General features: G+C 57.5%; 16 protein-coding genes and 1 pseudogene. 12 read left to right on the top strand and 5 right to left on the bottom strand.

Annotated features, from left to right (window positions below; genetic code table 11):
- Positions 1–6: 6 nt before the first annotated feature.
- Together IV113_RS16070 and IV113_RS26255 are read right to left on the bottom strand one after the other, a co-directional pair.
- Complete coding sequence (locus IV113_RS16070) at positions 7–3,246, bottom strand: carboxyl transferase domain-containing protein (RefSeq protein WP_291086922.1); 3,240 nt, start codon at positions 3,244–3,246, stop codon at positions 7–9.
- 193 nt (positions 3,247–3,439) lie between these two features.
- Positions 3,440–3,556, bottom strand: coding sequence for an IS3 family transposase (locus IV113_RS26255; RefSeq protein WP_363318628.1), 117 nt, complete (start codon positions 3,554–3,556; stop codon positions 3,440–3,442).
- On the opposite strand from IV113_RS26255, the gene IV113_RS16065 reads away from it, so the two are divergent.
- The 3 genes from IV113_RS16065 (at position 3,521) to IV113_RS16055 (ending at position 6,110) form a co-directional block, all read left to right on the top strand.
- Positions 3,521–3,676: a hypothetical protein gene (locus IV113_RS16065; protein ID WP_291086920.1), complete on the top strand. Its 156-nt coding sequence runs from the start codon at positions 3,521–3,523 to the stop codon at positions 3,674–3,676. The genes IV113_RS26255 and IV113_RS16065 overlap by 36 nt on opposite strands.
- 554 nt (positions 3,677–4,230) lie before the next feature.
- A complete protein-coding gene (locus IV113_RS16060) occupies positions 4,231–4,695 on the top strand; it encodes a hypothetical protein (protein ID WP_291086919.1) in 465 nt (154 codons plus the stop codon).
- A gap of 461 nt (positions 4,696–5,156) precedes the next feature.
- Positions 5,157–6,110 (top strand): hypothetical protein, encoded by a 954-nt coding sequence (locus IV113_RS16055; RefSeq protein WP_291086917.1) that lies wholly within the window; start codon positions 5,157–5,159, stop codon positions 6,108–6,110.
- Between the two features lie 370 nt (positions 6,111–6,480).
- On the opposite strand, the gene IV113_RS16050 is transcribed toward IV113_RS16055, so the two are convergent.
- Complete coding sequence (locus IV113_RS16050; protein WP_291086916.1) at positions 6,481–7,104, bottom strand: tyrosine-type recombinase/integrase; 624 nt, start codon at positions 7,102–7,104, stop codon at positions 6,481–6,483.
- A 543-nt stretch (positions 7,105–7,647) separates the two neighbouring features.
- Here IV113_RS16050 and IV113_RS16045 point away from each other — a divergent pair.
- From IV113_RS16045 to IV113_RS16005, 9 genes are all read left to right on the top strand, one after another.
- Positions 7,648–8,868: a hypothetical protein gene (locus tag IV113_RS16045; protein WP_291086915.1), complete on the top strand. Its 1,221-nt coding sequence runs from the start codon at positions 7,648–7,650 to the stop codon at positions 8,866–8,868.
- Complete coding sequence (locus tag IV113_RS16040; RefSeq protein WP_291086914.1) at positions 8,868–9,950, top strand: CsgG/HfaB family protein; 1,083 nt, start codon at positions 8,868–8,870, stop codon at positions 9,948–9,950. The genes IV113_RS16045 and IV113_RS16040 overlap by 1 nt, the downstream gene beginning before the upstream one ends.
- Before the next feature lie 185 nt (positions 9,951–10,135).
- Positions 10,136–10,312, top strand: coding sequence for a hypothetical protein (locus IV113_RS16035; RefSeq protein WP_291086912.1), 177 nt, complete (start codon positions 10,136–10,138; stop codon positions 10,310–10,312).
- 664 nt (positions 10,313–10,976) lie between these two features.
- The gene (locus IV113_RS16030; RefSeq protein ID WP_291086910.1) at positions 10,977–11,750 is read left to right on the top strand and encodes a TIGR02594 family protein; all 774 of its coding nucleotides are present in this window, start codon (positions 10,977–10,979) and stop codon (positions 11,748–11,750) included.
- Positions 11,751–12,443: 693 nt separating this feature from the next.
- Positions 12,444–14,348, top strand: coding sequence for a patatin-like phospholipase family protein (locus IV113_RS16025; RefSeq protein ID WP_291086908.1), 1,905 nt, complete (start codon positions 12,444–12,446; stop codon positions 14,346–14,348).
- A 175-nt stretch (positions 14,349–14,523) separates the two neighbouring features.
- The gene (locus IV113_RS16020) at positions 14,524–15,381 is read left to right on the top strand and encodes a hypothetical protein (RefSeq protein WP_291086906.1); all 858 of its coding nucleotides are present in this window, start codon (positions 14,524–14,526) and stop codon (positions 15,379–15,381) included.
- 230 nt (positions 15,382–15,611) lie between these two features.
- Positions 15,612–16,691: a hypothetical protein gene (locus tag IV113_RS16015; protein WP_291086904.1), complete on the top strand. Its 1,080-nt coding sequence runs from the start codon at positions 15,612–15,614 to the stop codon at positions 16,689–16,691.
- A gap of 12 nt (positions 16,692–16,703) precedes the next feature.
- On the top strand, positions 16,704–17,720 hold the full coding sequence (locus IV113_RS16010) for a hypothetical protein (RefSeq protein ID WP_291086902.1): 1,017 nt from the start codon (positions 16,704–16,706) through the stop codon (positions 17,718–17,720).
- 1,210 nt (positions 17,721–18,930) lie between these two features.
- The gene (locus IV113_RS16005) at positions 18,931–20,931 is read left to right on the top strand and encodes a hypothetical protein (RefSeq protein ID WP_291086900.1); all 2,001 of its coding nucleotides are present in this window, start codon (positions 18,931–18,933) and stop codon (positions 20,929–20,931) included.
- A 1,128-nt stretch (positions 20,932–22,059) separates the two neighbouring features.
- On the opposite strand, the pseudogene IV113_RS16000 reads toward IV113_RS16005, so the two are convergent.
- Together IV113_RS16000 and IV113_RS15995 are read right to left on the bottom strand one after the other, a co-directional pair.
- Positions 22,060–22,425 (bottom strand): annotated as a pseudogene (locus IV113_RS16000) (IS3 family transposase); the annotation flags it as partial.
- 111 nt (positions 22,426–22,536) lie between these two features.
- Positions 22,537–25,311: a reverse transcriptase domain-containing protein gene (locus IV113_RS15995; protein WP_291086898.1), complete on the bottom strand. Its 2,775-nt coding sequence runs from the start codon at positions 25,309–25,311 to the stop codon at positions 22,537–22,539.
- Between the last annotated feature and the right edge of the window lie 41 nt (positions 25,312–25,352).

The raw sequence follows: 25,352 nt of genomic DNA, 5'->3' as shown, positions 1-25,352 counted from the left end.
TCTCCATCAAGGTCTGGTGCCAAACGAGGGCCTGCCAATCTGCTCAGGCAGCAATCGATACGCATCAAGGACCCAGTCGCACAGCAAGGGGCGGCTTTCGCGCGGATCGATGATGTCCTGCACGCCGAAGTGCTCGGCGGTCCTGAACGGCGAAGAGACGGCTTCCATCAGCGTGACCAGCCTGGTCAGCTCGGCCTCGGGGTCCTTGGACGCCGCGATCTGGGCCCGGAAGGCGGCCTCGATTCCGCCCTTGGATGGCAGTGAGCCCCAGTCGCCCGACGGCCAGGCCCAGCAGCGGCTCGCGCGGTGGCGATTAACGATCCCTGCGCCCCCTACGCCGTAGACCCGCCGGATGATCACTTCGGCTTGCGGAACCCTCGCTTGATAGATTGCCGTGATTGCGCGAGCTCCATGCCGGATCGTCGCGGCGCGTTCCGCGGCAGATCCGATGCTCATGCCACCTTGATCGGTCAAACTGACGATGGGCAGGTGGAAGGTCTCGCACAGGTCCACGAGCCGCGTGACCGCCAAGGCGCCCTCGGTGGACATCGTGACACCCTGCGACGGGTCGGTCGCGATCACGCCCACCGGATGACCAGCCAAGCGCGCCAGTGCGGTGATGGTGCTTCCACCGTAACCGGCGTAAGGAAACACCGAGCCGGCGTCAAAGATCGCCGCGAATATCTGCTGGAGATCGTAGGGGCGGCGCGAGCTGCGCGGCACGGCCGCAATCAGTGCGTTCTCGCGGCGGTCACTCGGGTCGTCAGTGCCGATCACAGGGGGAAGTTCGAAGACGCTGCTCGGCAAGTACGAGAGGAAGCTTCGAATCGTGTCGAAGGCGGCCTGCTCGCTTGGCACTATGCGCTCGATGGCACCAGTGGCGCCATGCACCGCTGCGCCGCCAAGCTCCTCTTTGGTCAGGCGCTCACCCGTTCCACCCAGCACCACAGGGGGCCCGGCGGTGAACATCTGCCCGAGTTTCTCCACCATGATCGACAGGTGCGACATCACAAGTCGCGCCGCCCCCAGGCCGACGGCCGGGCCGAGCGCCGCGGAGACTACTGGGACAAGGGAAAGGTTGTCGACTACCGCATCCCATCCCGGGTTCACCGGGATGTAGGTGAAACCAGCCTCACTGACCATCTTGACCGAACCGCCTCCACTGGCCCCATCAAGCAGGCGCACGACAGGAAGGCGCATCTCCTGCGCATACCGTTCAGCAAAGATTTGTTTCGCATGGATAGCCGCGTCGCCAGAGCCGGCGCGCAGGGTGAAGTCGTCAACACCAAGGACGACCTTGCGGCCGTCGATGCGCGCTGTTCCTGCCACGAAGTTTGCGGCGGTAAAGCCTGCCTTGGCGCCAGGATCGTCGTACTTCCCGAACCCTGCCAAGGCCCCGATTTCAGAAAACGATCCGACATCGGCGATCTGCTCGACCCGAGCACGCGCGTCCAATTTTCCCTCCGCGTGCTGCCTCGCGACCTTCTCCGGGCCTCCCATCGCCAATGCACTCTTGTGCCGCCGCTCAATCTCAGCAACTTCTAGCGACCAGTCCTCATCCGGCGAGTGCGCTTCAACGCATGCGGCGACATGCTCGATGGCGTCCACAGCGCGGCCGTATGCCAGCACGGCGCCGGCCTCGATAACATCACCGACGGACACCAGGCACGCTTCGACCTTGAATGCGGCCGAAGCATTCACCACATGCTCCATCTTCATCGCTTCGATGATGGCAACCGGCGCGCCAGAAGTCATCACGCTGCCAGGCGCCATCAACAACTTCAGCACCACACCGGGGCTGGGAGCGACGACAGCGATAGCGTCGGCAGGTATTTCGTGCCTCTGGCCACACGACTGCTCTTCGGCGACTGCCTCCGCGCCTCGCGCGGGTCTTCGATGGTCGTGCAGCGTGGCGAAGTGCTCGGTAATGAAGCCGGTGTCCCAGGGGCAGGAGACAAATGCAGGAGACGCCACGATGCCGTGCAGCAGATCGAGATTGGTGGCCACGCCTTCAATCACGATCTCTTCAAGCGCTGCACACATGCGTGCGGCCGTCTGACGCAGGTCGGAGCCATGGCAGATGACTTTTGCCAGCAGGGAGTCATAGCGGGGGCTGGTGGCGTAACCGGGATAGCCGTACGTGTCCACCCGAACTCCCGGCCCGGTGGGCAGTTCGAAGCGCCGCAGGGTGCCAGCACTAGCAATTGGCGCGCCGGTTACGTCCAGTGTTTCCGTGTTGACTCGCACCTGGATTGCCACGCCACGAAGGCTCGGCGCACTGAGCAGTCCCAGATCATCAAGTCGGGCGCCATCGGCCACGCGCAATTGCGAGGTGACCAAGTCCACGCCGGTCACCGCCTCGGTCACGGTGTGCTCGACCTGAAGCCGGGGGTTGGCCTCCATGAACCAGAACTCGTCGCCACTGACAAGAAACTCGAAGGTGCCCAGGCTCTTGTAGTTCACCCCCCGAGCCAGCTGCAAGGCCGCCTCGGTAATGCGCGCCCGCAGATCATCGGACAGCCAAGGGCTCGGGGCCACTTCGACCAACTTCTGATGCCTGCGCTGAATGCCGCAGTCACGCTCCCCCAATGCGACGACAGCCCCAGATCCGTCACCAATGACTTGCACCTCGATATGGCGCGGACGGATGACCAGCTTCTCAACGTAGACGGCGCCTTCACCGAACGCCTTCGCCGCCTCGGACGACGCCTGCTCATATGCCGCCTCAAGCGCGTCGAGATCCGTGACTTGGCGCATGCCTCGGCCGCCGCCTCCGGCAACGGCCTTGACCATCACCGCGCCGTGCGCACGCGCAAAGGCCTGGGCTTCCTCCAGCGTCGTGGCGCCTGTCGTGCCTGGAACGACAGGGACATTGCGACCTATTGCGTACTCTCGCGCTCGGGACTTGTCGCCGAAGAGCTCCAGCACCTCTGGCACGGGGCCCACAAACAATACGCCAGCGGCGGCGCAACGGCGCGCGAACTCGGCGTTTTCACTCAGAAACCCATAGCCGGGATGGATGGCGGTACAGCCCGCCCGCACCGCAGCGCCGATGAGCGCATCCATGTCCAGATAGGCAGCGGTGCCAACCCCCGGTATCTCTACCGTCTCGTCAGCCAGCCTCGTGTGCAATGCCTTCGCATCGTCCGAAGGACAGATGGCGATGGATCGCCATCCGAGCTCGCGAACGGCCCGAATGAGTCTGACGGCGATTTCACCCCGATTGGCAATTAGAACTGTGTGCATAACTCTGCCTGGATATCTGAAGCCTGCATTATTGACGCTGACGTCAGCGTCAGGAATGCGGGGAAACCCTTTCACCGCAAGGAGGGAGGCGCCTTCTCTGTAGCTATATGGAATTAAATATCTGGGATATGGGTCACTGCCGGCTGGCGCTGCTGCGACCATCGGTCTGGCATTAGAAAAGTGAGGCACGCGATCAGAGCGCTCTGCGCCTGACGGGCTCTGCTATTGACCTGCACAGCGCTGCCGTGATGCGTCTGTAGCCGCAGCGACCCTCGTGCTCGTCATAGACGGCGCGGATTTTGAGTTCCATGTCACTCTGCTGTTCGGTACGCAGGATCGCCTGGCATTGGTAGTAGAACGTGCTGCGGGCAAGGCCTGCTACTTACAACAGGTCCGCCAGTTTGTGGTGACGCCTCTCCTCGGCCAGTGACCACCGCAGCGCGAGCAGCTTCGCTCTGCCTTCGCCGGCCAAAAAACTCTTGGCAACTTCCAGCTTGAACGCTGTTTGATACTTTTTTATGGAACCCCTTGAAGTTCGTCCAACTTCTGGGGGTCAGTTCAAACCCGGGGCGGTTCATCCCGCCGCCAGCTGGGTGGCTGCTTGGGGTAAGGTAGCTGCCGTTCGGGCGCCACCCTCAAGCGACCGAGATCAGTCTTGAACTGCCCTTGCAACTTGGTCTTCAGTTTCGCTGCGGGTGCTGCCTTCAGTTTCCGGAACTGGCGTTCGAGGTGTCCGCTTGATTGATGCCGTTCGATGAAGCCTGGACATGTCATCAGAATGGCCGGTCATGGGGTTGCGGACTGGCGGTGACGAAAGTCGGTCACGCCCAACAGAGGGACTTCTTTTCGGTCGCTCGAACAAGCAATCAAATACTCAAATCTCTTGTGTATCGACTACGATTCGGTCGCGCGCGCGGTGGCTATCCATTGAGCTGATCGCGGCATGAGGTTACCCCTTGCCCACAATAGAAAAGGAATCTGGAGATGAGAGTTGGAATCGCTTTGTGCCTGACGGTCCTGATGTTTCTCACTGGCTGTGCCGCTCCCAAGTGGCAAACCGATACTTCTCCAGATTCCGAGGTGGCGGTCATCCATCGCACGCTAGATCCGTTCGCTGATCTCACCATTGTTAACGATGAAGGGAAGGGCTTTGGTTTCGTGACACAGGTCCGACTTCCGCCCGGCCAACATGTGATCGGGTTCGTTCCGAATCAGGGCATGTGGGTCTTGGAACCAACCGATCCCACCGAGCCTGGAGGAGCTTTTGCGCACGCGCTATATCACTACGTCAAGTTCGTGGGGGAGAGGGGCGTGGTATACGACGTTCGGACAACGCGAATTGCCCGAGGGGGCGGCGGCTTCTCATTCCGGATCGATATCGTGGAAAGATCGACTGGCCGGATCGCCAGCACGCCGCTCGGCAATTTTCGCAAGCGGCCTGTGCTTTGAGATGAGGGCTTCTCGACAGGGTTTGCCTCCTGTCGAGGCGGCGGCCGGTTTGTGGCGCTGCCGCCGGTCGAGTGCCGCTTGCTCCAACGACCGGTGATCACCGTCGCGACCGATCAGGACTCCGACGACAGATGTCCGAGTTCAGTCTGAAGCGGTAAGCCGGCAAGTTGCGTCCATCGGTACTTCCAGACCTATGTTGAAGGTTTTCCGCTGACTTGCTGCCGTTAATTGCGGACGCTCGAGAACAGACTTTCGACTACGGAAGCCCCGCGTCCACTAGGTTGGCTGAATGCCGGTTACAGTCCTGCTCGGTCGGTCACGCTCGATATTCTTGCTGTCGGTCAGATTGACCTGCGCGCACGACGATGGCCTAAAGCGCTGACTTCCGGACTTACGGGCTGCCGCCCTTGCACCATACCGTCGCAAGCGCCTAGCCCGTCACGACTTATTCAGAGGATTTGATGCTTGAGCGCAGTTACGAAAAGCAGTTCATCATGCTGCTCTCAGGGCTTCTGTTTGTATGTACGGCCATCGCGGCCGCGTTCATTGCCCTTTCGGTCAAGGACTTCAATGACCCCCTTAAGGATGTCGCCCTTGATGGGCCGACACTGTCCAGCTACTTGGCGCTCGTGCTTGGAACGGCAGTCGCGTTCGCCGGGTCCTGGGTAGCGATACGTATTGCCCAAGCAGCAAATGCTGCTCAGGGTGCTGCCAACCAGCTCCAAGAGGACTCGCTTCGTCTGCAGGATCCAGACCACACACAGACGCGAGAGTTCATGAGGGAACGGAGTGTGCTTCGTATGAATCTTGTGACGGCTGTGCCCAGAGTTTCAGGTGCGACAAACGCTTGGTTGAAAACTGCCGATATGCACCTCAAGCACATTGCCGAGGCTAGAGGGTTAAAAAACCTTCAGGGAATCAACGACAAGCGGCTTAGCAGCGAGGAACAGCAGGCCGTTGTCTCAATGACAAACAAGCGCGTGGGCCCTCTGTTTAGTGAAATCGCTGATTGGATCGAGTCCGACGTCCTCTCGAAAATCAATGCCGTGACGCCCTTTTTGCTAGCACACCTCGGCTCTGAGGATTTGCGCGGCGACAAGTCACGCATAAGGCAGTGGCTACAGGCACAAGGCGGCGTCATCTTCGCTTTGGGCCCGCTTCGTGCGTGCAATCACATCGAGGCTATGGGCAACGTAGCGCAATCGTGCGGCCGGCTAGAGGAGCTCCTAGGCGACAAACACCTAGCGGAATACGAATACGTTTTGGGACTCGTGAAGATGCTTTCGCGGAACGCGGAGTCAGTAATGGAGGCGGTCAAAGGGCACATCGATTTCCAGGGAGTCGTCGACACCTGGGGGAACCCTGCATACATGAAGGGTCAGGTAGAGCCGGGAGTGAGCGTCGTCTCCGCTTGACCAATCGCCGCGTGGCAGCCTCACGGTTGGGTATGGCTGACTCTGGAACCCCGAATAAATCGCGATAGTGGGCGCGCTCGCTGCGAAGTACCTGCCGGAAATCTCTACCACGAGGCTTTGCTTATGTGGGTACTGAGTCATTCAGCCGTTACTTGGTGCGGTGTGGTGGCGGGCATGACCGCTTAAGACTGGTCTCAGTCATTCGTTGTCGAGGCATTGATGCGAAAGGGCGGCGCCTTCCGGTCGTTGCGGCAAGCGGCGCTCGAACGGCGGCAGGTCCTTCGAAACCTGTCCTTCAACGGGCTCGATCTACTGGGACATCCGAGCACGGCTTGCGACGATGGATCACTGCGGCGTGCGCCGCAACTGATTAGATCTCCGTCTGCTCGGAGATCTCGAGCGCGTCATCAACCTCGATGCCTAGGTATCTCACGGTCGACTCCAGTTTGGAGTGTCCAAGAAGCAGCTGGACCGCGCGAAGGTTCCTGGTGCGCTTGTAGATCAACGTCGCCTTAGTTCTGCGCATCGAATGAGTTCCGTAGTCGGCGCGGTCGAGCCCAAGGTCATTTACCCAGTGTCCGAGGATTCGTGCGTATTGCCGGGTTCCAAGGTGGGGCGAATCGTGCAAGCGACTGGGGAACAGGAAGTTCTCCGGCTTCAACCCAGCTTGCTTGACCCAAGCCTGCACGGCCTCCCTGGCGGCTGGTGTGATTTCGAATTGAACCGGGCGCTGGGTCTTGAGTTGCATGACGGTGGCTCGCGTCGCGACTTGGTCGCCGTGACAGACATCCCGGACCTTGAGGTTCACGAGATCGCATCCACGCAGCTTGCTGTCGATTCCGAGGTTGAAGAGGGCGAGCTCGCGGACCCGTCCCTCCATCTGCAGACGCACGCGTAACGCCCAAATATCCTTGACATTGAACGGCGCCTTCTGGCCAACGATCTTGCCTTTGTTCCACGGCTCGCGATGAATACCATTTGCTGCGGTTTCCATGATGGTCTCCCATCTAGTTGAGGGCCATACAGCATGCGCTTGGAATCCGCGGATCGGTGGTTCAACTTACCCCATTTGGAGTGGACACAACTCTCGGGTAGAACGTATCCTGCTCCCGTGAAGCGCTGAACTGGCGCTTTCGGCCAGAAGCGAAAGTTGCGCAGGAAGGAAACATGCGGGTATTGCCTCTGAATCATCGCGCGTCAGTGCCCAGTGCGGCGGGTGTTGTGCAGACCTTCCCTAAGCGGTCGCGGCACCTCTGAACAGTTGGTGCTATTCAATGGCGGCTGACGAAGTCAATGAAACAAGCAACTCCGCCAAAAAAAGTGTCCTCGCCAACTGTAGATTACGTATCATCATGTAACGACGCGCATGTCGTGACGTGAAAGGCACCATGAAATCAGCAATGCTTATTCAGATACTGGAAGTGTTGGCTGGCCTCTTGTTCGTTGCAGTTGCTGCATGGCGATTGATCATCTTGGCACGGCGATCTGAGCGCACCAATACGTCCGGCCCCTCAAAAAAGCCAACCGAGCTTGATAGATGAACGCAAGACTCGGCGCATGGATTCTTCTTGGTCTTGGTGGGCTCTTGCTCGCGTGGGGCGTAGTGCCCATCTTTGCCAAAGTGGCGGGCATGAACATGGGCGAAAGCGTCGTCGGGGAAATCAAGCTTGCCACCGACCTGAATCCATGGGTAGAAAAGATCCTACTTACGACAATCGGCGTTGTCGCCGCCACAATCTTCGTCAAGTGCAACCTGACTCTATCTTGGCGGAAGCAGTTGATCGGCATGGCTGCCACAGGCGTCATCTGGATTGCCGCATACGGATTCCTAGCCTTTAAGACCAGTGACCCTGTTGACGGTCCGTGGTTCAACACCGAGGGCGAGCCGCTGCGCTGCTACGTTCTGGACACGGACGGAGTGCGGTTGCTGTACATCGTTAAAAGAGATCCGCGCACGGGTCAACCATGCAAGCCGGTAACGCCGGAACTCGAGCCCCGGTTGCGCCCTTGGATGGTGGCCCAACGCGACGCTGGCGGGAAGTTGCGTCTGAAGCCCGTAGCGGAGCCCGCTGATTTTTTCGGCGCCAACGGCGGACCACTTTTGTGGTTCTATAAAAGGCCGAACAGCACTTGCGAGTACTTCGAACTTCCTGGCGTTCACCCGATGATTGGGGAGGTGCTAAGGCCAATTACCAAAGAGGATGGCGCGCTATGTCGTGCCGCGGAGGAGCGTGTAAAGCGAGAGAGAGACCGCGAGAACGCCACTAAAGCTGCTGCGGAAGAACAAGTCGCACGCCGGTCGAAATATGTAGGCGTGCCAGTTCAGAGGGGGTCGACGATTGTGGCCACTTCCGAACTGGGAGGGCTTGACGATTTGGTCCTTGAAGTTTTGCGAGAGCGCGGCAACGTAATAGCGCTTAAACCATCATTCGTTGCTGAGGGACGGTTCAACGCGGTGTGGAACGGTGGTCACGATTTGGCGACGCTGGGCTTGGAGCAGAGTGGTGGTGCGGTCCTGTTGCGCCCTGCGTCTGCAGTTCATGTAGTACGTAGCCCGGATCTCGGAGGACTAACGTTTTTTCAGCAGAAGTTTTCCCTGCTGGTCATCCGTCCTCCCTACACCGTACATGTGCAGTCTGCAGGGTTTTCGGCAGAAGGGCGGGGCTTCAGTGACGAGGCTGCGCGTGCCAAGTTTCGCACCGATTTCGCCACCAAACTGCGTAGTTCATTAGGCGACAAGCTTCAGAAAGGAAAGTGATGTCTTCTCCCATGCTAAGAAGTTATTGGGTGTCACCGCTTTTGTTGTTGACAGTAGTCGGAATGATTGCCGGATGCGCGGCGCCCGTGACGAAGGTGGGCGTCAATGTGCTCGAGCCAGCAAAAAGCTCAGAGGCCACCCGAATTCGGCGTGTGGCGGTCATGCAGTTTGAAGCCAAGGATCGCGTGGACGTTACGGGCGACATTGAAACAATGCTTGCAGGAATCTTGGTCGATGAGCGGCGCTACTTCGAAGTGGTCGAGCGACGTCAGCTCAACGCCCTGCTTGGGGAGTTAAGGCTGGGCGAACGCGGCCTTCTGGAGAATTCCACGGTGTCGCAGGTGGGGAAAATGCTTGGCGCCAACGGTGTTTACCTGGGCAAAGTCACAAGCGCTTCGTGGTCCGATCAACGCAGCAACGAGCGTCGCTCCGTCTGCTCGCAGCGCGAGATAAAGCGGGACAAGAAGGGCAAATCCTACGACGCCGGTTGTGCTCGTTGGAGGGAGACGTCCGCGAGCTGCACGACCCGTATCGCTACCTTTGAATTCCTTCCCAAGCTAGTCTCGATAGAGACGGGAACGATCGTGTACTCGCGCGCCCACTCTGGCGAGGTGACCTCCAAATCTTGTCGCGAACCCGATACAGGCGCTAGCGCACCAATTACTAGCGGAGAGCAACTCCTTCTGAATGCCAAGATGGTTGCAATGGATAGCTTTAGACGGGATGTTGCACCTATGGCGACTGCACGCACGCTTGATGTGCTTGGGCCAGGCGAACGCATCGGTGCGCCGCAAATGAGGGAGCGCTTCAACAATGCCTCAGCCTTCGCGAAGGAGGGGAGATTGGACCGTGCGTGCGAGATGTGGCGAGATGTCGCCGTTTCTGAGCAGAATTCACCGGAGCTTTTCTATAACCTGGGGGTCTGCGCTGAGGTGACAGGTGACTTGGAAAGCGCTAGCAATTTCTACGCAAGAGCCGACAGATTGTTGACTCAGCCCAACAAATCCATCAGTGCGGCCTTGGTTCGTGTTCAAGCCGATCAAGCTTCGCGAGCAAAATTAAGAACTCAGCTGCAGCGATGATTGAGCTCATGATTCTTGGTCCTGACGAGCGGAGAGCGTGAAGGGCTAGGACTGATAAGCATTCGGAGAGACATCTTCGCCGAGTCTGTGTATGAACCACTAGACAGCTTCCCATGTTTCAACACTATGTATACCTCAACGTTGTCGTTACACCCCAGCGTTTTAATCTCGAGAAAAGGACTGAAATGAAATCAACCGAAAACCTTGTTGACATGGCCGTCGCATCGATGGAGTCTGCTTCTGATGACGATAACACCTTAGATCGAACAGTTTACTTTAGTAACAAGGCGATCTTAACAATGCTCTCCGCAGTAGTCGTTGAATTGCGAAATATTCGTCAGGCGATTGAGAATGTGAAATGAGCGGAGTTGTCTCCTCGGTTAACTCAAGCGCGGGTCTACTTGCTTCAACAAGTCGATGGAAGGTTGTTGAAGACCTAATCTTGCTGCCTAACCCATTGGAGTTTAATCTAGGACAGGGGTGTAGGTAGATTCGCGTCTCATCACTGAATTTCTTGCCAATCACATCCGTTTCCACGGGCAGTTGCCCGTCGTCTGCGAAGCGGATTGGCGCTACCAAGCGTTTGAGGCCCCACCATGCAGAACGATTCACGCCTTCGGTTCGGCTGAGAGCGCAAGATCTATTCAGAGTGAAGTCAAAGAAGTTGCCTTGAACTTAACTCGGGAGGTCAAGGTCACGACTAGGTGAGAGATGCCCAGCGCGAGGGGCACCGATATCGATCGGTGCGTGATTGCGAAAGTAAGGGCTGTTGATATCCAGTGCAGCACTGACGTAGTAAGAAGACTTGGCTGCTTGATCCCGGCGGCCCAGCGCAAGCCTCTGACGGAAACGCCCGCCACGAAGCGGTCCAAGGGTGGAGGGGCCTGGTTCAAGGTGCTCGAACTGCAGCCGGCCGACAGCTACCCCCCGCAACTGCGCGGATCACTCGGGACCGGGGAGTCCCTTTGTTTCGTTAGGCGTCAAGTCACAGTTTATTGGCGAAACTTTATGTTTTCAGGAGAAACCATGGCAACAGAACAGCCTCGCGCCGATGGGGACTTGCGTAATTCGTCTAAGGGCCTAATAGTCGCAATAGCCAGTGTCGTCGCGGCTCTTGCTTTGTTCATTGGAAACGTAGATAAAATCTGGACGGTTTTGTCCGGGTGGGTCAGTGGCAAGAATGAGCCGTTGCCCCCAGCCATCATCATTCAGATATCAGCCCAGACTCTAGTAGACGCCGCAGCGGAGGCCTCTGCGGTCGCAAGTGCGGCTTCTGGCTCGGTGAGCGTAGAGGCGGCCCGCGAGGCAGCCAATCTCAAAACTGCAGCAGAGAATCTCAAGGCACCGATTGCCCTTGGCTCATCATTAAATCCAATACCCCCATGGCTTGCTATTACCTTCAGGGAAATTGGACAGAAAGAGATTGAAGGATCCCAGCATAATCCTCGAATTCTCGAATACATAGCGTCTGTGGACCCAAGTGCAGTCAGTCACGGTGATGAGCTTCCATGGAGCACTTACTTCGTCAATTGGGCCCTAACCCAAGCCGGCAAAACAGGAACAAGGAGTGGAGCTGGTCGAACGTTTTTGCAGTGGGGTATGGAATTACAAGTTCCAAAGCCAGGTGCGATCGCACTCTTTGGGCGATCTGGACGGTCAACGGCAACCCACGCATGCCTTTACGTCGGCGATGCTGGCGATCAGATTCTTTGCTTGTCTGGCAACGTTAGCAACTCCGTGCAGATTTCAGCTATGCCGAAGGCAGGATTGCTCGGTTATCGCTGGCCTAAGGACGCCTGACTACAGCCTGCAGCCGACTGGCCCGCCGTTAGACCTTAGATGAAAGACGGATCGCTGATAGCTTTTTTAAGTAAAGTGAAACTGACCGACGCCATAGCTGCCGTGACTGCAACATCCGACCAAACAGGCGGATCGTGCCAAGATGTAAGGTGATGGCGTCCATTACGCCATCAGGGAGGCGCGCGCTACATGGAGCTCGGGTACCTACGTTCTGCAGCAGAAGCTCGCCGGCAAAGCTAAAGTTTTCACGTCCCTCGGTGTTGGAGACGGAGTTCCTCAAGTGGCACAGCGGGGTAGCCGGTCTGGCAAGAGCAAGGGCGAACACAGTCCGTCAAACGAGATAGAGAGGTAGATTTTAGGGTTGCCCTGAGTCGCCCTGGTAATGGAGGCACCAGATCGGTCTGCGGCCAGAGCGCAGGTTCGTTCTGCGCGTGTTGACGGTGCAGGAGGTGCAGGTCATGCTGGGCTTGTGCCTCGCCAGATCGGCGAGTCCGAGGCAATTTACTACTCATGGAAGAAAAGGTTCGGTGACCTTGGAGTGACCGAGCTCAAGCGCCGTTCCACACCCTTTTCGGGGCGCTGAAGGCAGGTATGCCTCAAAAAGGGGATGACGAAAATCAACCGATCCGAAATGATGGGTTTACGTCTTTGTTGATACAAGCTCAGAAGGCCCGGGTCTTTAGGAGGAAGCAGATGAACACGACCGCCAACTCGAACCAACCGCCTGTCGACCGCTATTGCGACTTGATCATGAAGGGCGGAATTACTAGCGGTGTTGTTTATCCAGTGGCGATCAACCGGCTCTCGCGTAAGTATCGTTTCAAGAGTATCGGCGGCACCTCTGCAGGTGCCATTGCAGCAGCAGTAACGGCTGCGGCCGAGTACCAGCGACGGAACAACGACTCAAGCTCAGGTTTTGAACGCTTGGCCCGCCTTCCTGACGAATTAGGACAAGATATCCCCGAAGCGGGTGCACGCCGACTCCTAAGCCTGTTCCAGCCCCAAGATGGAACTCACCGGCTTTTTTCGGTGCTGGTCAATGTGCTCAACAGCAGGAGCACCTCAAGTCGTATTGGCAACATCGTGCTGGGCTTGCTCAAGGCATATTGGCCTGCGGCTTTGCTGAGCGCATTGATCGCCGTTGCCGTCGGCTACTTATTCGCAGCTTGGCTCGCATCGCTTCTGCTAGGTGTAATCCTGGTTTTTGTTAGTGTAGGAATGTGGCTTTATCGAGATGTGGCGGGCCCATTGGTGGTTAACGGCTTTGGCATGTGCAACGGAATGCCTGGTAAGGCCAGCCGCACAGAAGCGATAACTCCATGGCTGCACAGATTGATACAGGAGGCTGCTGGGCGCCCCAACGGCGCCCCTCTAACTTTCGGTGACCTCTGGCGCCCTAAGGGGGCGACGGAGACACCGAAAGCACCAGGCGAAGACGCGATAGTCCTGAAGATGTTCTCAACCAATCTTGCGCATGGACGACCTTACGTTTTTCCGCTGAACGAACTGGTCGACAATGCTGATAGGGAAACTAGCTTTCGATCTAGTGAGCGTCTGTTCTTCAATCCTGACGAGTTACGCCCTTATCTGCCACAAGACGTGCATAAGTGGTTAGTTGACCACGCACGCAACTACACAGCGGAACCGCACCGAAAGGGGAAAGACCCCAGCGACGCCCGGGCTAAAGCGCTAGGCCTTATGGAACTTCCACCGCCGCACGAGTTTCCGATTCTGCTGGCCGCGCGAATGAGCTTGAGTTTTCCATTGCTTTTTTCAGCTGTGCCACTTTGGGCCATCAACTATGACCTCCCACCGGGAAGGCGAGATTTTCACCGCTGCTGGTTCTCAGATGGGGGAGTCAGTTCAAACTTTCCTATGCATTTGTTCGATGGACTTGTTCCCAGGTGGCCGACATTCGGGATCACTCTTGAGCCAGAGATCGAAGGCCGCTTAAACATGATTTACCTTCCTCAGTCTTATCGCGAAGGGTATGGAGAGCGCTGGGACTTGTTTGACAACAAGGTTGACGGAATTGGCCGCTTTGGCGGCTTCATAGGTGCGCTTGTCAGCACGATGCAGAACTGGAGCGACAACTCGCTCTCTCGTATGCCTGGCTTCCGTGATCGAGTGGTGCGGTTGCGATTGAAGCCCAATGAAGGAGGCATGAACTTAAACATGGAGCCAGAAAATATTGAAGCGATGGCAACTCGTGGTGCAGAAGCGGCCGAGGCATTGCTTGCGCGGTTCTCAAACGCTTCCGAGTCCTGCGCGCAAGCAACCGGCTGGGACGAACATCGCTTGGTGCGCCTTAACGTTCTCTTGAAGATGGTTGAAGCTCGTGCCGCAGGCGTAGTGCATGCGCTGTCGCCTCAATGTCCTCACGCCACGCCGATAGAAACTCTCATCGACGCCATGCTGGGCACCAATGCGCCAGGGTACGAATACCCCCTCGCTAGCGAGCAAGTTCAAAACTTGCGTGATTTGATAAATACGCTGCATTCGCAGATGGCAACATTGGACAAAATCTCACACAGACCGAATCCCAACCCTTTTGTACCATTGCCCAGTCCGGAGTTGCGCGTTCGCCCACCACTTTAGTATCTGCGGAAGAATCTGCAAAGCATCTCCCGTCGCGTCAAGGGCAAACCGAATGGTTATCAAGGTTAGTTCCAGATTTTAGTTGCGCTATTTCTTCCTCCGGTCTATATAGATACTGATTAATTGGCGGCATGGTTTAATTTGGATATATTTTGAATTGAAGGACAAATGTACTATGTCCAGTATTATTATGTATGGAAACGAATACGATGGTCAATTGGCCAATGGGTTGGCTCCTCAGCAGTTCAAATATCGATTCCTTGTTGAGGGTGACTCTTGGATGGATCGAAGTTCTATGTTCCATACATCTCTTTTACAGTGTTTGGCGCCTGAATTTGATAGAGTCCATGAGGATGTGATGTTCATCAATATTTCCATGTTTGGCGACACAATGCGGCGGATCGGCACTCAAGCGAGGCGCGATTTTGCCAGTTGGTTGAACACTGATTTCCCATGGAGGTTCGACGCAATACTGTTGAGTGCTGGAGGCAACGACTTCATTGATGCGGCGCGTGATCCAAATCCGGGTAAGGGGATACTGAAAAATCTAGCTGGGCAGACTGCACCTAACACGGGTCACGAATGTGTCAACCCTGATGCGGTCGGCGAATTAGTCACCCAATGGTTGGATCCAAATTTTCAACGTATTTATGAAGTTGTACAGAGAAGCCGATTCTATACAGATATCCCTATTTTTATCAATAATTACGATACTCCTGTAGCGCGAAATGCACCAGCATTCGTAAATGGCAGGGCTTGGCTTTATGATGCATACCGAAAGAATAGCATTCCAGTCGGTTTGTGGCCAGAAATAACTGACAGTATCTTCAGTAGTCTGCAAACCACTATTGCCGGCTGGACAGTCGGGCGTCCGAATGTCTTTAGCGTCCCTACAGATGGCATCCTATCGGCCGCTGCGGCAGATTCAAAAGGTGATGATGGGGACTGGTTAAACGAAATTCACCCGAACGCATCCGGCTGGAGAAAATTGTCGAAGGTTTGGCATAGTAAGATTAAAGAAGTATTGATATAAGTTATTTCTTTCCAAATCCCGTGCCGCCCTATCTGCGACGTCAGTCCGATCGAGGTGTGTGTATCTAGCTTCCTCTTTGAAGCGGCCACCTAGTGCGTAACCATTAGCGCGGATGCCCAACCATAGGCCCACTCTTACGATTTCATCCCGATGTAAAGCGAGCGTGCAACATGTGTACCAAGCGACTCCTAACCCTATCGGTCTCTCTCATCCTCGGAGGATGCGCCGGAGTGCCAAAGCCCCAGCTGCAGGCCTACGCGACGACCTTCGATGAGGTCAAAGCGTCGGCAACTCTCGTGTATGGAGATGCGGCGCCGGCGCTTGCGCAAGCACGCGGTACCAGCGCGACGTCGCTCGAGTTCCCTTTGACGCTGGGCCCCGGAAGTTTTGACCGAGAAGGGTGTGGAAGGCTTATTGCGTCCGATGTCGACCTGAGGACGCGTTGCCAGGCTTTGCTGGCAATCAAGGGGTACAACCAGGCACTCCTCGATATCAGCAGCGGCAAGAGTCAGGAGAAAACAAAGAGTCTGATCTCCAACGCCATGAAAAGCGCTCAGACGGTGCTCGACTTGGTGCCCGCAAGCGTTGCGGTTGGATTGCCTGTAGCGGCGATCGGAGCAGCCTTTGGGCCGATCCAGATCATCCTTGGCGAAGCACTCAAGGCTCAGGACCGTGAGACACTGCTTGCGATATTGCTCAAGGGTAAGCCCCAGGTGAAAACTGCTATCGAGGCGCTGCGCAAAGACGTCAACGGTCTTTACAAGCTTCAGCGTGCCTACGCGGTTCAGCAGCTTGTCCGCATTAGCAACGGCATGAACTCGCAGCTGCAGCTAATCGTGAGGCGAGTTGAGGGGGCCGCGCCACCGACAGATCCTCTCGCGATCGGTCTATATGGCGCGTTGAGCGAGAAGTTTGAGCGTGTGTTCTCCACGCCTGAGCCGAGCGTTCGTAGTGAATATCGGATCAAGAATCTGCGCTTCAACTCTCAAGCGCCTGCTGCACATGTTGGTCCTCTTGGCCCCGCCCCCGTTCTTGATGCCGCCGCAATCCAGCTTATGGATAGCCAGCTGGGTAATGCGGCCGAGTACGTAACCAGCTTCAAGGAGGTTGGAACTCGTTACGGAGCTAGTGTTCAGGCCTTGGCGGGCTTCGATGCGCTCCTGACGAGTTGGGATCAATCCTTCGAGGCGCTAGTGACCGCGTCGCAGCAGGTTTTTGCAACCGGTGGCGGCACTGAACAGGCGTTGCAGAGCCTTGCCGTTTTAAAGGATCAAGCCCGCGCGATACGCGACATTCTCGACAACAAGTAAGGAGGCCGGACCATGGCCACAGAACTTTCACCCGAGCTCCGCGCTCAGATTGAGTCCTTGCAAAAGCTCGGCCTCGCGCAATTGATGGCAATTTCCGAGGACTTCTCGCATCCAGACGAAGTCTTGAATGCTGCCCGAGTGCTGGCGGAAAAGCTGGCTCAGAGCAAGCTGGAGGCGGCAGCTGGAGTTTTCCAGGAAAACACATCTGCTTTTGCTGGACTCGTTACGGATTTTGTTGCCGTTACCACGATCGCGCGCAAGCACCCTGGCGGCGATGCTGTGGCGCTGCTAACGCCGACGCTGCGTAAACTAGGGCAGATCCAAGCGACGCTATCTGATTTCGCTTCCGAAGTCGCACCAAGTGCAGGGACCTCTGTCGCGGATCCTGAAGTACCTGTGGCCCACATCAAAGCCGCTGCCGGAGCGCCGGCTCCGAACACAGCCAGCACGAGCAAGAGCCTTAAAGACATCGCTAGCGAGTACCTGGCGATGTTTGACGCGGCTGTTGTCGCGCCAGCTCGATTGGCAGAGGCTGATAGGCGCGCGAAAACCTTAGCGTCTTTTCGTAGCACCTATGAATCGCTAGGCCTGACGGTTAAGGTGCCCTGGTACTTCATCGGACTGATCCACTGCATGGAGTCGAATTTCAACTTCGGCACCCATCTTCACAATGGCGACACTCTAATGCACCGCACCAGCCATGTCCCGGCGGGCCGGCCACTTTCGGATGTCGCCGATCCCCCGTTCTCCTGGGTGACAAGCGCGACGGACGCGTTGACCATGTTGGGATTCAATATCCATTCTGACTGGTCGCTGGCTGCGGTGCTTTACCGACTTGAACGCTACAACGGTTTTGGCTACCGTATCCGAGGACTTGCGACTCCGTACCTATGGAGTTTCTCAGATCGGTACAGCAGTGGGAAGTTCGTTCAAGATGGCGTATTCTCTTTTGAGGTGGTGTCCAAGCAGTGCGGTGCCGCCGTCATCTTGAAGCGTCTGATTGCCTTGGGGATAGTTCAGCGGCCCTGAGTCTCATGAGCGCGGTAGGCCCGCGGCTCTCCTTGGATTGATGCCGCCACTTGCGCATCCGTAGGTTTTAGTCTTTTGAAGGAAAGTAGAGGGTCGCCGGCTGAGATCCAGAGGAATGGGTTCTGCCAGCTGCGGTCCTGTTGACCCTTGGCTTCCGGTTAAAGCCTGCTCCCGGGCAGCGATTGCAATCTGCTTATGAGGTCAAAGGAAGTTGGGCATATTGGACTGGCGAACCAATCCCGAAGAGTTTCGGCACGTCGAAATGTGGCGGTGCGTTTACGTGGAAACATCGTCGTCCAATCCTTGTTGGCATTGAGGGGTGTCATGACAGACAAGACCAATCAAGGTGAGCGGCCAAAGAGAAGTGGCATGCCTGACCCGAATTCTTCAGCGAGGGCTGAGCCACCAGGGGATGCGCAGCCCGCGTACGGTACGGCCAAACCAGATTCGCCTTCGTTTCCCGGCCAGCAGGTGGAGCCGGAAGCTTCACGACCTGAAGGGACGACCCAGATTGCTCCGCGTACTGAGTCATTGCTCGCAATAAAAGCTACACCCTCCACCAACCCGCTAATTGAGCAGACCGCTCAGTCACCTGAAGCTGCGCCCACTAAGAAGCCTCTGCTTGAATCAAGCGGGCAGGCAGCACTGGACAACCCGGCGGCCGTCGATGCGCTAGTGGCAGACGTCCCTCCGACCTCTATTCAAGAACTGTCCCCGGCGGATGCCATGGAGTCTGAAGTGCAGGTGCACGACTCGCCCGCCAAGGCTTTGCCCCTAGAAGACCTCGACGCCACAGCTTTTCGAAAGTCTGAGCAAGCCGGGCAGCGTATCCTCAGCGATACGTCAGCGTCGGATGTGCAAGTTAATCTTGCGGAGCAACGCGCTAAGGAGGCCGCGACAGACCAAGCAGCACAACCGGCCCTTGTGCAACCGATCGCGAAGCCGCTTGGTGCTTTCAAACTTTGGACTGTCGACCACAACGGCATTTTCGTAAATGCCAAGCCAGACGTGAATGGCGTCAGGGTAAAGCCCACGCCAGATCCTGATGCTCCTGAAGCGGTAGACGCAGCACCTGGCCAAATCGGTCGTGTATTGTTCCTACGGCACCGAACGAATCCACGAAGTTGTGGATCCATGCGCCCGCCTTTAGGCGATTTCGACTCCGGCGGTAGATACTGGAATGTGAGTACCAAAGCGAGGAGAGCTCGAAATGCAAATATTTGGCTGGATGTTGCGCGCGGTCGGGTTAGTGTTGCTATGTGTGCTTCTGCTGCTGGGCCTGATCGGGCTGTCAGAGCTGCTATCGGAGGACCCAAAGCTTGCACTGCTGTCTGCGACCGCGGCTCGCGTCTGGTTTGTCGTGCTCACTGTGGTCGTAGCACTGGTTCTATTCTGGTTGGTCTGGCGATTGCTTCGCGCAGTGGTTGTGACAGTGGCGACGGGTTCGCTCTTCGGTGACACCGCTGCTGCGCGTCTCATTGGCCTAGGTGTCACAGCGCTCCTGTTTCAGCAAGCTACCTTAGCTCTGCTCAGTGCCCCGCTGATCGCGCTTACCGAACTCCTCCGCAACCTGCCGGAAAACACACGCGCCGTTATCTCGTCACTGTATAGGAGCGGTGACAGCGAGTCGATAAGGCTCGAAGCGGTGTTCATCCGCCTGACTGATCTGCTGGTTCTGATCGGCTCTGAATTAGCTCGGACCCTGGACCGCGCAGTGCAGCCAGTGCCGCTTATTGAAGCCGCACTTGCGTTGGCGTTGTGGGCGCTGATTGGCCAGTTGCTACGCTCCGTCCCGAAGCCCAGCGATGGCTCCTCCGGCGCGGCGACCCAATCTCCCCGGCTGCTACAGGCATGGCGCCACATGACCGAAGAACGACGGTGGCAGGTCGGGTTGGGCGTCGTCTTTGTGGCCGGCGGCTTCTTGAGCATCACGTCGATCGTGGCCATCCCATGGCTAAAGGAGGACAAAGTCCCCGCTGGACTAACGCTTGAGAGCCTTCAGAAAGCGTTGGCTGGGCAGTCCCTGAGTGCAGAGGAACTGAGCCAGATTCTGCCGCAGGACTTCGCTAAGATGTCCTCGCCGTTTGAGGCTCTAGAGGCGGCGCTTCTCAAGTCGCCAAGCAGTCAAGCAGCAACACCCGGAGTATCCGGAGCGTCAGCGGCGTTGACGAAGGCCAACGCAGCCGTTGAAGACCCGATGTCGGGCTACGCACTGGAGGTGCTTGCGCGAACGAAAGACTCGCGCGCTAGGGCGATCGGGCGCGCCGTCGCGCAGCGCGACGAACTGCCGCCACTGCAAGAGCGCGTTGTCAAGAGCGCGCTGCGCGCCTTCGAAACGGAGAGCACGCAGCCAATGAGTGCGCAGGAGCGGCTGTTCTTCTACCGTGCAATCCAGCGCCAAGTCGCCGAAACGCTGGTTGATCGTCAGCAAGCGCTAGGTCAGTGCCGAAGCGACGTGGAGAACGCGGATCGCGATGCGCAATTCCTTGCGCAGGATGCGGCAAACGCTCTGACCGCTTCACAGGAGGATGCTGCGTTGCGCTGGAATCGCGTGTCGGGTGTCTCGAAGATCTCGTCCTTGTATGGACGTGCCTGCGCGCGAGTCAGCGTGCGCAGCTCAGAGTTCGTTCCACCAGAGGCTGGCTCAGGCTGGGGGCCGTTTGGCAAGATGGCCAACTGGTTGCTGCGTACGAAGTCGTTCGCGCTCGCACTGATTTCAGGGATGCTCGGCTTCGGCCTTCTCGGTGCTGCGATTGCCGCCTACATCCGAACCGGCAGTTCGACGGATGCGAGGGCCGAGGGGGGACACGAGCTGGGCCGCGTCGTTGTTCGAGGGCTGTCCGCAGCGGTGGTGCTGTTCCTCGCGGTCAAAGGCGGTCTGGCGGTGCTTGCCGTCGGCGAACAGGACCCCAATGCCTACGTGCTGTTCTTCCTGTGCTTGGTTGGCGCGGTCTACAGCGAGGACGTGTGGCTCTGGGCGCGAGCGAAGTTTCTCAGCCGCATTGGCAATGGAAGCGATGACGGGGGCAAGAAGGGTGGTGCGCCTGGTGGCCAAGAGAGAAGCGCTGGCGACCGTGGGCAGGAGTCCCAGGCCGGGTCGAAGACGGGCGCTCCGCCGAAAGCACCAACACCGGTACCAGTGGCCGCGCCCAAGGTGTCGGTCGCACCACCGAGCGAGGACCCTGCCTCGGCGCCGCCGTCTGCGGTCTAAGTCGAAGGTCCCTAGGCCCAGCGTCCGAGCAGAAGCTGACTTGCAACTAGGTCGAGCCTCGGAAGCACTTCGGGTGTCACACGCCGCGATGCACGGGTCTTTGTTTCACCACCTTGGGAGGAGATCTACAACACGGACTCCGAGCGAGATCACTCCTTTGGACAGGCGCTGCGAGGCTGTGCGCCCACCAGCAAGTCGGCCGTCTCTAAGGCTTGCATATCGTCCTCTAGATGGACATGTTACCTCGCCGTCGGTTTCACCTCGGTAAGTGACGAAGATCGTCCGAGGCCATCACTGCAGGAGTTCCGGCCCGAGAGCACGGGACCGATCTGCCGCAAGGTTGGCTCGTGTCTCTGGGCGTCCGCTTCGGGCGAAGCCGCCTAGCGCACTCAACGACCGCGACGGGTAAACAGCGTGAGTTCGACCCTTCGTGCAGCGGACATTCGACCGCGATCTGGCGGATCAGCCGGTAGCCTGCCGATCTGGATGACTGCAGCCCTCTCGATACCTGTCATTGATTCTGCCGTGTTGCCTGGTGTGCCGGCGACCGCTTCGTGCAAGGCACCGTGAATTCAGCTCCCGGGCGCGACTGGCGGCTGTCGCCGCGAAGCGGGTCTCGGGATCTAGATGGCAGCTCAAGACTGGGTGCTGACGGCTGAGTTAGCTCCGTGAACGTGCGATCTGCGCCACGTTGCAGTCATTCAGAGCGGGTCTTCGATCTTGACCGCTTGCACGCAAGGATGCGATGGCTAGACTGCCGCAATCGACCAGAGCGGTTAGCCGATAAACAGGGATGCAGTCATTCAACGTTTGAGCTCAGGCCGCGGCCCGTCAGGGCGGTCGCGCCTACAGCGAATTGCTAGGTGAGGTCATCCCCACCCCCAAAGATGCTGGCTTGCTCAATATAGAAAAGATCGCCTCGCTTCACAAAAACTGCAAAGTCGCTCTTGTGCGCATCAACAAACTTGGGACCAAAGGAGCTTTCGTTAACCTTTTGCAATTCCTGAACACTTAGCCCCTTGTACGTCCAGGCTTTGCTGACGGGATCACGAAACAAGAGGGTGTGGGCTTGTTGAATTCCACTGTTTTCTGACCCGACGGGGGTGCAGCGTAATTCTTGGACTGGTTTCAGTTGATTAGGCCCAGACTTTCGCGGTACTCGATGGGGCTGAGGGAACCCAACGACATCTTGATCCGTTTTTCGTTGTACCAGAGGATGTACTCGTGCACCGCTCGGATGAACACCTCGATGGTGGTCGACTTCCAATCCCGCGGGTAGAACATCTCATTCTTCAGGCGCCCAAAGAAACCTTCGCAGGCCGCGTTGTCCGGTGAGCACCCCTAACGCGACATCGACCGCGTCAGGTTCGCACTGTGCATCCGATCAAGCCAACCTGGCCAGCGGTAATGGGCGCCACGGTCGGAGTGAATGATCGGCTTGCTGTCGCACGATTGCACCGTGTCAATGACTGCATCGCAGCGGGATCCTACCAATGCACCATCCGCCACGAGTGTCCTCCACAGCAGCTCTACTAACGCCAATGCGTTGGGTCCGCTCCTCCCTCCGACGATCAGCCTAGGCGTGTCGACTCGTCAGTATGGACATCAGAAGGGAATGTCGTCATCGTGCTCAAGCAGAGGGCTATGCTTCTTGGGTTCAGCCAATACGGCGGTAACGTCCGGCAGACCTTTCGAGGGAGGCTTTGGAAGGCCCAGGTCTCTCGCTTTGAGCTGCGAAAGGATGTCCGGTTTCGACAGCAGGTGCTGGCACGCGTCGACGGCCATCTCCATCGCAAACAACTGAGCGCTGTCGTCCTTGTCTCCATCCGCCCAATCACAGATCGCCTTGACAAGGATGATTTCCACTTTGGTGAGCTGGGCGGCTGCGTACGTGGCGTGCCCCTCCATCTCACCGCCCACAGGCTTCAAGCCCTTGAATTGCTCGAGCAGCTGATCTCGGAACGGCTTGCTGTTGACCAACTTGGCACCAGAAAGCACTACGCCCTGATGCAACTTCACGCGAGTAACGGCGCGGCTCTTCCTCCAAGTGCTCATTCGGCTTCGAAATCGTTCAGACAGCACGGTCCCGCACGGCATGGATGTGCCTCGGGCCTTGTTCACTTGGGCATCCCCTTCGATCTTGGCGTGTTCATATGGTTGCACTTGCTCGGCGATCAGGACGTCTCCAAGCCGTTGCTCCTTTCGGTCAAAGCCGAATGCGATGCCGATCACCAGGCATGCTTTGAACTTCATGCCGGCAAGGGCTTGAAACGTTGTGAGGGTCGCACCGTGCCTGCCATCAGGGCCCTGGGTCGTATGGACGTGCGCTGCGGAATAGCGGCCAAATTGGCCGCAGCGAATGGTGATCCCTTGGTGGTTGCCCACGACGATCGCCTTCTCACCTTGGAGAGGGAAAAATCGGGCTAGCACGGCGCGCTTCTCGATCTCGGCGCTAGTCACAATCAGGATGTCCGTGCTCTTCAGAGCTCTCTTCAGCTCCTTGTCATCAACGTCGGTCTCAGCATGAGATGCCACAGTGACATCAGGCAACTTCTCAAAAACACACTCACCGTCGGCGAGCATGATTTCTACAACATCTCGTATTCGCCCATTACCGTCCAGTTTTCCAGCCCTCGCATCGGTGAGAAGCCGAACCAAGTCGACTCCGCTTAGCGTGATCTTGTCTCCGCCAGTCGACTTGACCTTGCCGCCGTAAAGCTTGAGCTGTGGGGGCGGTAGGGTGTCGCTGGACAAAGTTAACGTCACATCGGACTCGGCCGCGGCACGAATGACCTCTGGTGCAAGAAGCGCGTCCGCAATCGCACTCGCAGCTGGGCTTGCCGGGTCGTCAAACAGCCAGGTAGGCCCCAGAATTTTCTCGGCTCGCGCCCTGAGCGCGCGACGATCGTCGTCCTTCAGGCACTTTGCTGCTTCACTAAGCGCACGAAGGAACCATGGATCAATGTTGTTGGGTTTCGCGGCCAACATCTTGATCCAGGGGGTCTTGCGAAGCTTGCCAGCCAACAGAACGATCTCGCGCTGCGCCGCCGGGAGCACGTTCGCCCAGTACAACCGCACTGTCTTGAAATCAGCATTTTTGGCAAACTGGACGCACGTAGCCAGCAGGAGCGTCTGCATGTGTTCAGACCGCTCAATGATCGGAAGCTCCAGCGATTCAACCAGGACGCTCAACACATACGACGGGTCGCCCTCATAGCGAGGCAATGTGCTGTGCAGATACTCGATGGCTTGAGGTAGCGCGGGCAGGATGTCGTGGAGGTTCTCGACAACCCAGTCCACTGCCCCAGGAGCATGGAGGTTCATCAGACCTCGCAAGTGCTTCCGCAGCTTAACTTGCGCATTGCTATCGAGTAAGCCGCTGAGAGCTACGCGGATGTTCTCTGGGCTGAGGGACTCCTGCGACTCCTCGTCCAGACCAGTGATGTCGATTTCCTCATCGTCTCCTGCCGATGTGTGTTCCTCAACGATCTCATCGAACTTTGTTCGAGAGTCATCGTCCGAAGTCGCTTCGGCGGGGCCTAAGGCCGTACGCGCGTATGCGCGCATCTGTTGCCCATTCAGAACCTGCGTCTTGTGCCGCGAGAGCGAGAGTTGCAAGTTGCGATGCATGTAGTCAGCAATCTCATACAGCACCTCCCGCGCCTCGTCCTCAGATTTGCAGGCCACATGGATATCGTCGACGAACCGCATATACGGGATCTCACGGTCGAGCATGTGCTCGTCGAACGGCGTAAGAACCAACTCGGCCAGCAGATGCGCCGAATGAGGTCCGACCGGAACTCCGACTTCACTGTTTCCTTGCACGGCTCGCAGCGCGTTCATAAGCACATCTGAGTGCTCTTTGCCAACGGTCGCGTCTAAATCGCTCCTGAGTGACGCGTGTCGAATCTGGTTGTAGAAATCAGCTATATCCGTCGTCAGCAGCCACGCGCCCTTTTTCTTGCACTCGTCCGCAGTGTGGGTCCAGAAGGCTTGCTTGGCCCTAAAGGGCGCAAACAGTTGCCCTGTTGAAGAGGCTTCAAATCGGTAGCTGAAGACGGCGTTCAGTGCGCGCGCTGGCCGGCGCGCCTCAATCTCTGGTGCAACGGTCCAGATCAGCGCCCCAAATAGGATCGAGTCCACCGGATCGAATTGGGTGGCGCGGCGGAAGGACACCTGATCCTTCATGAACAGCATGGAACGCCCCTCCCGCCATGCGTATGTCGCGAGATCAATTACCGCAAGCATCTTGCGGTACTCCGCCCACCGCGTCTCGATGACCTCGAACTCAAACGCTCGTGGGAAGAGATCTGTGTCACCGTAGCGTCGGTGATGCTTCAGACTCCAGTCCAGCGCCTCGATCGATAGGTTTACTGCCATCATCTCTCCAAATCCCAATGCGTCAAGGAAGCATGTTAACT

The sequence above is a fragment of the Hydrogenophaga sp. genome (genome assembly GCF_018780385.1).
In the GTDB taxonomy this organism is placed as follows: domain Bacteria; phylum Pseudomonadota; class Gammaproteobacteria; order Burkholderiales; family Burkholderiaceae_C; genus Hydrogenophaga.
The sequence above is the reverse complement of the archived record's forward strand: the minus strand, read 5'-3'. Positions and strand labels throughout refer to the sequence as shown.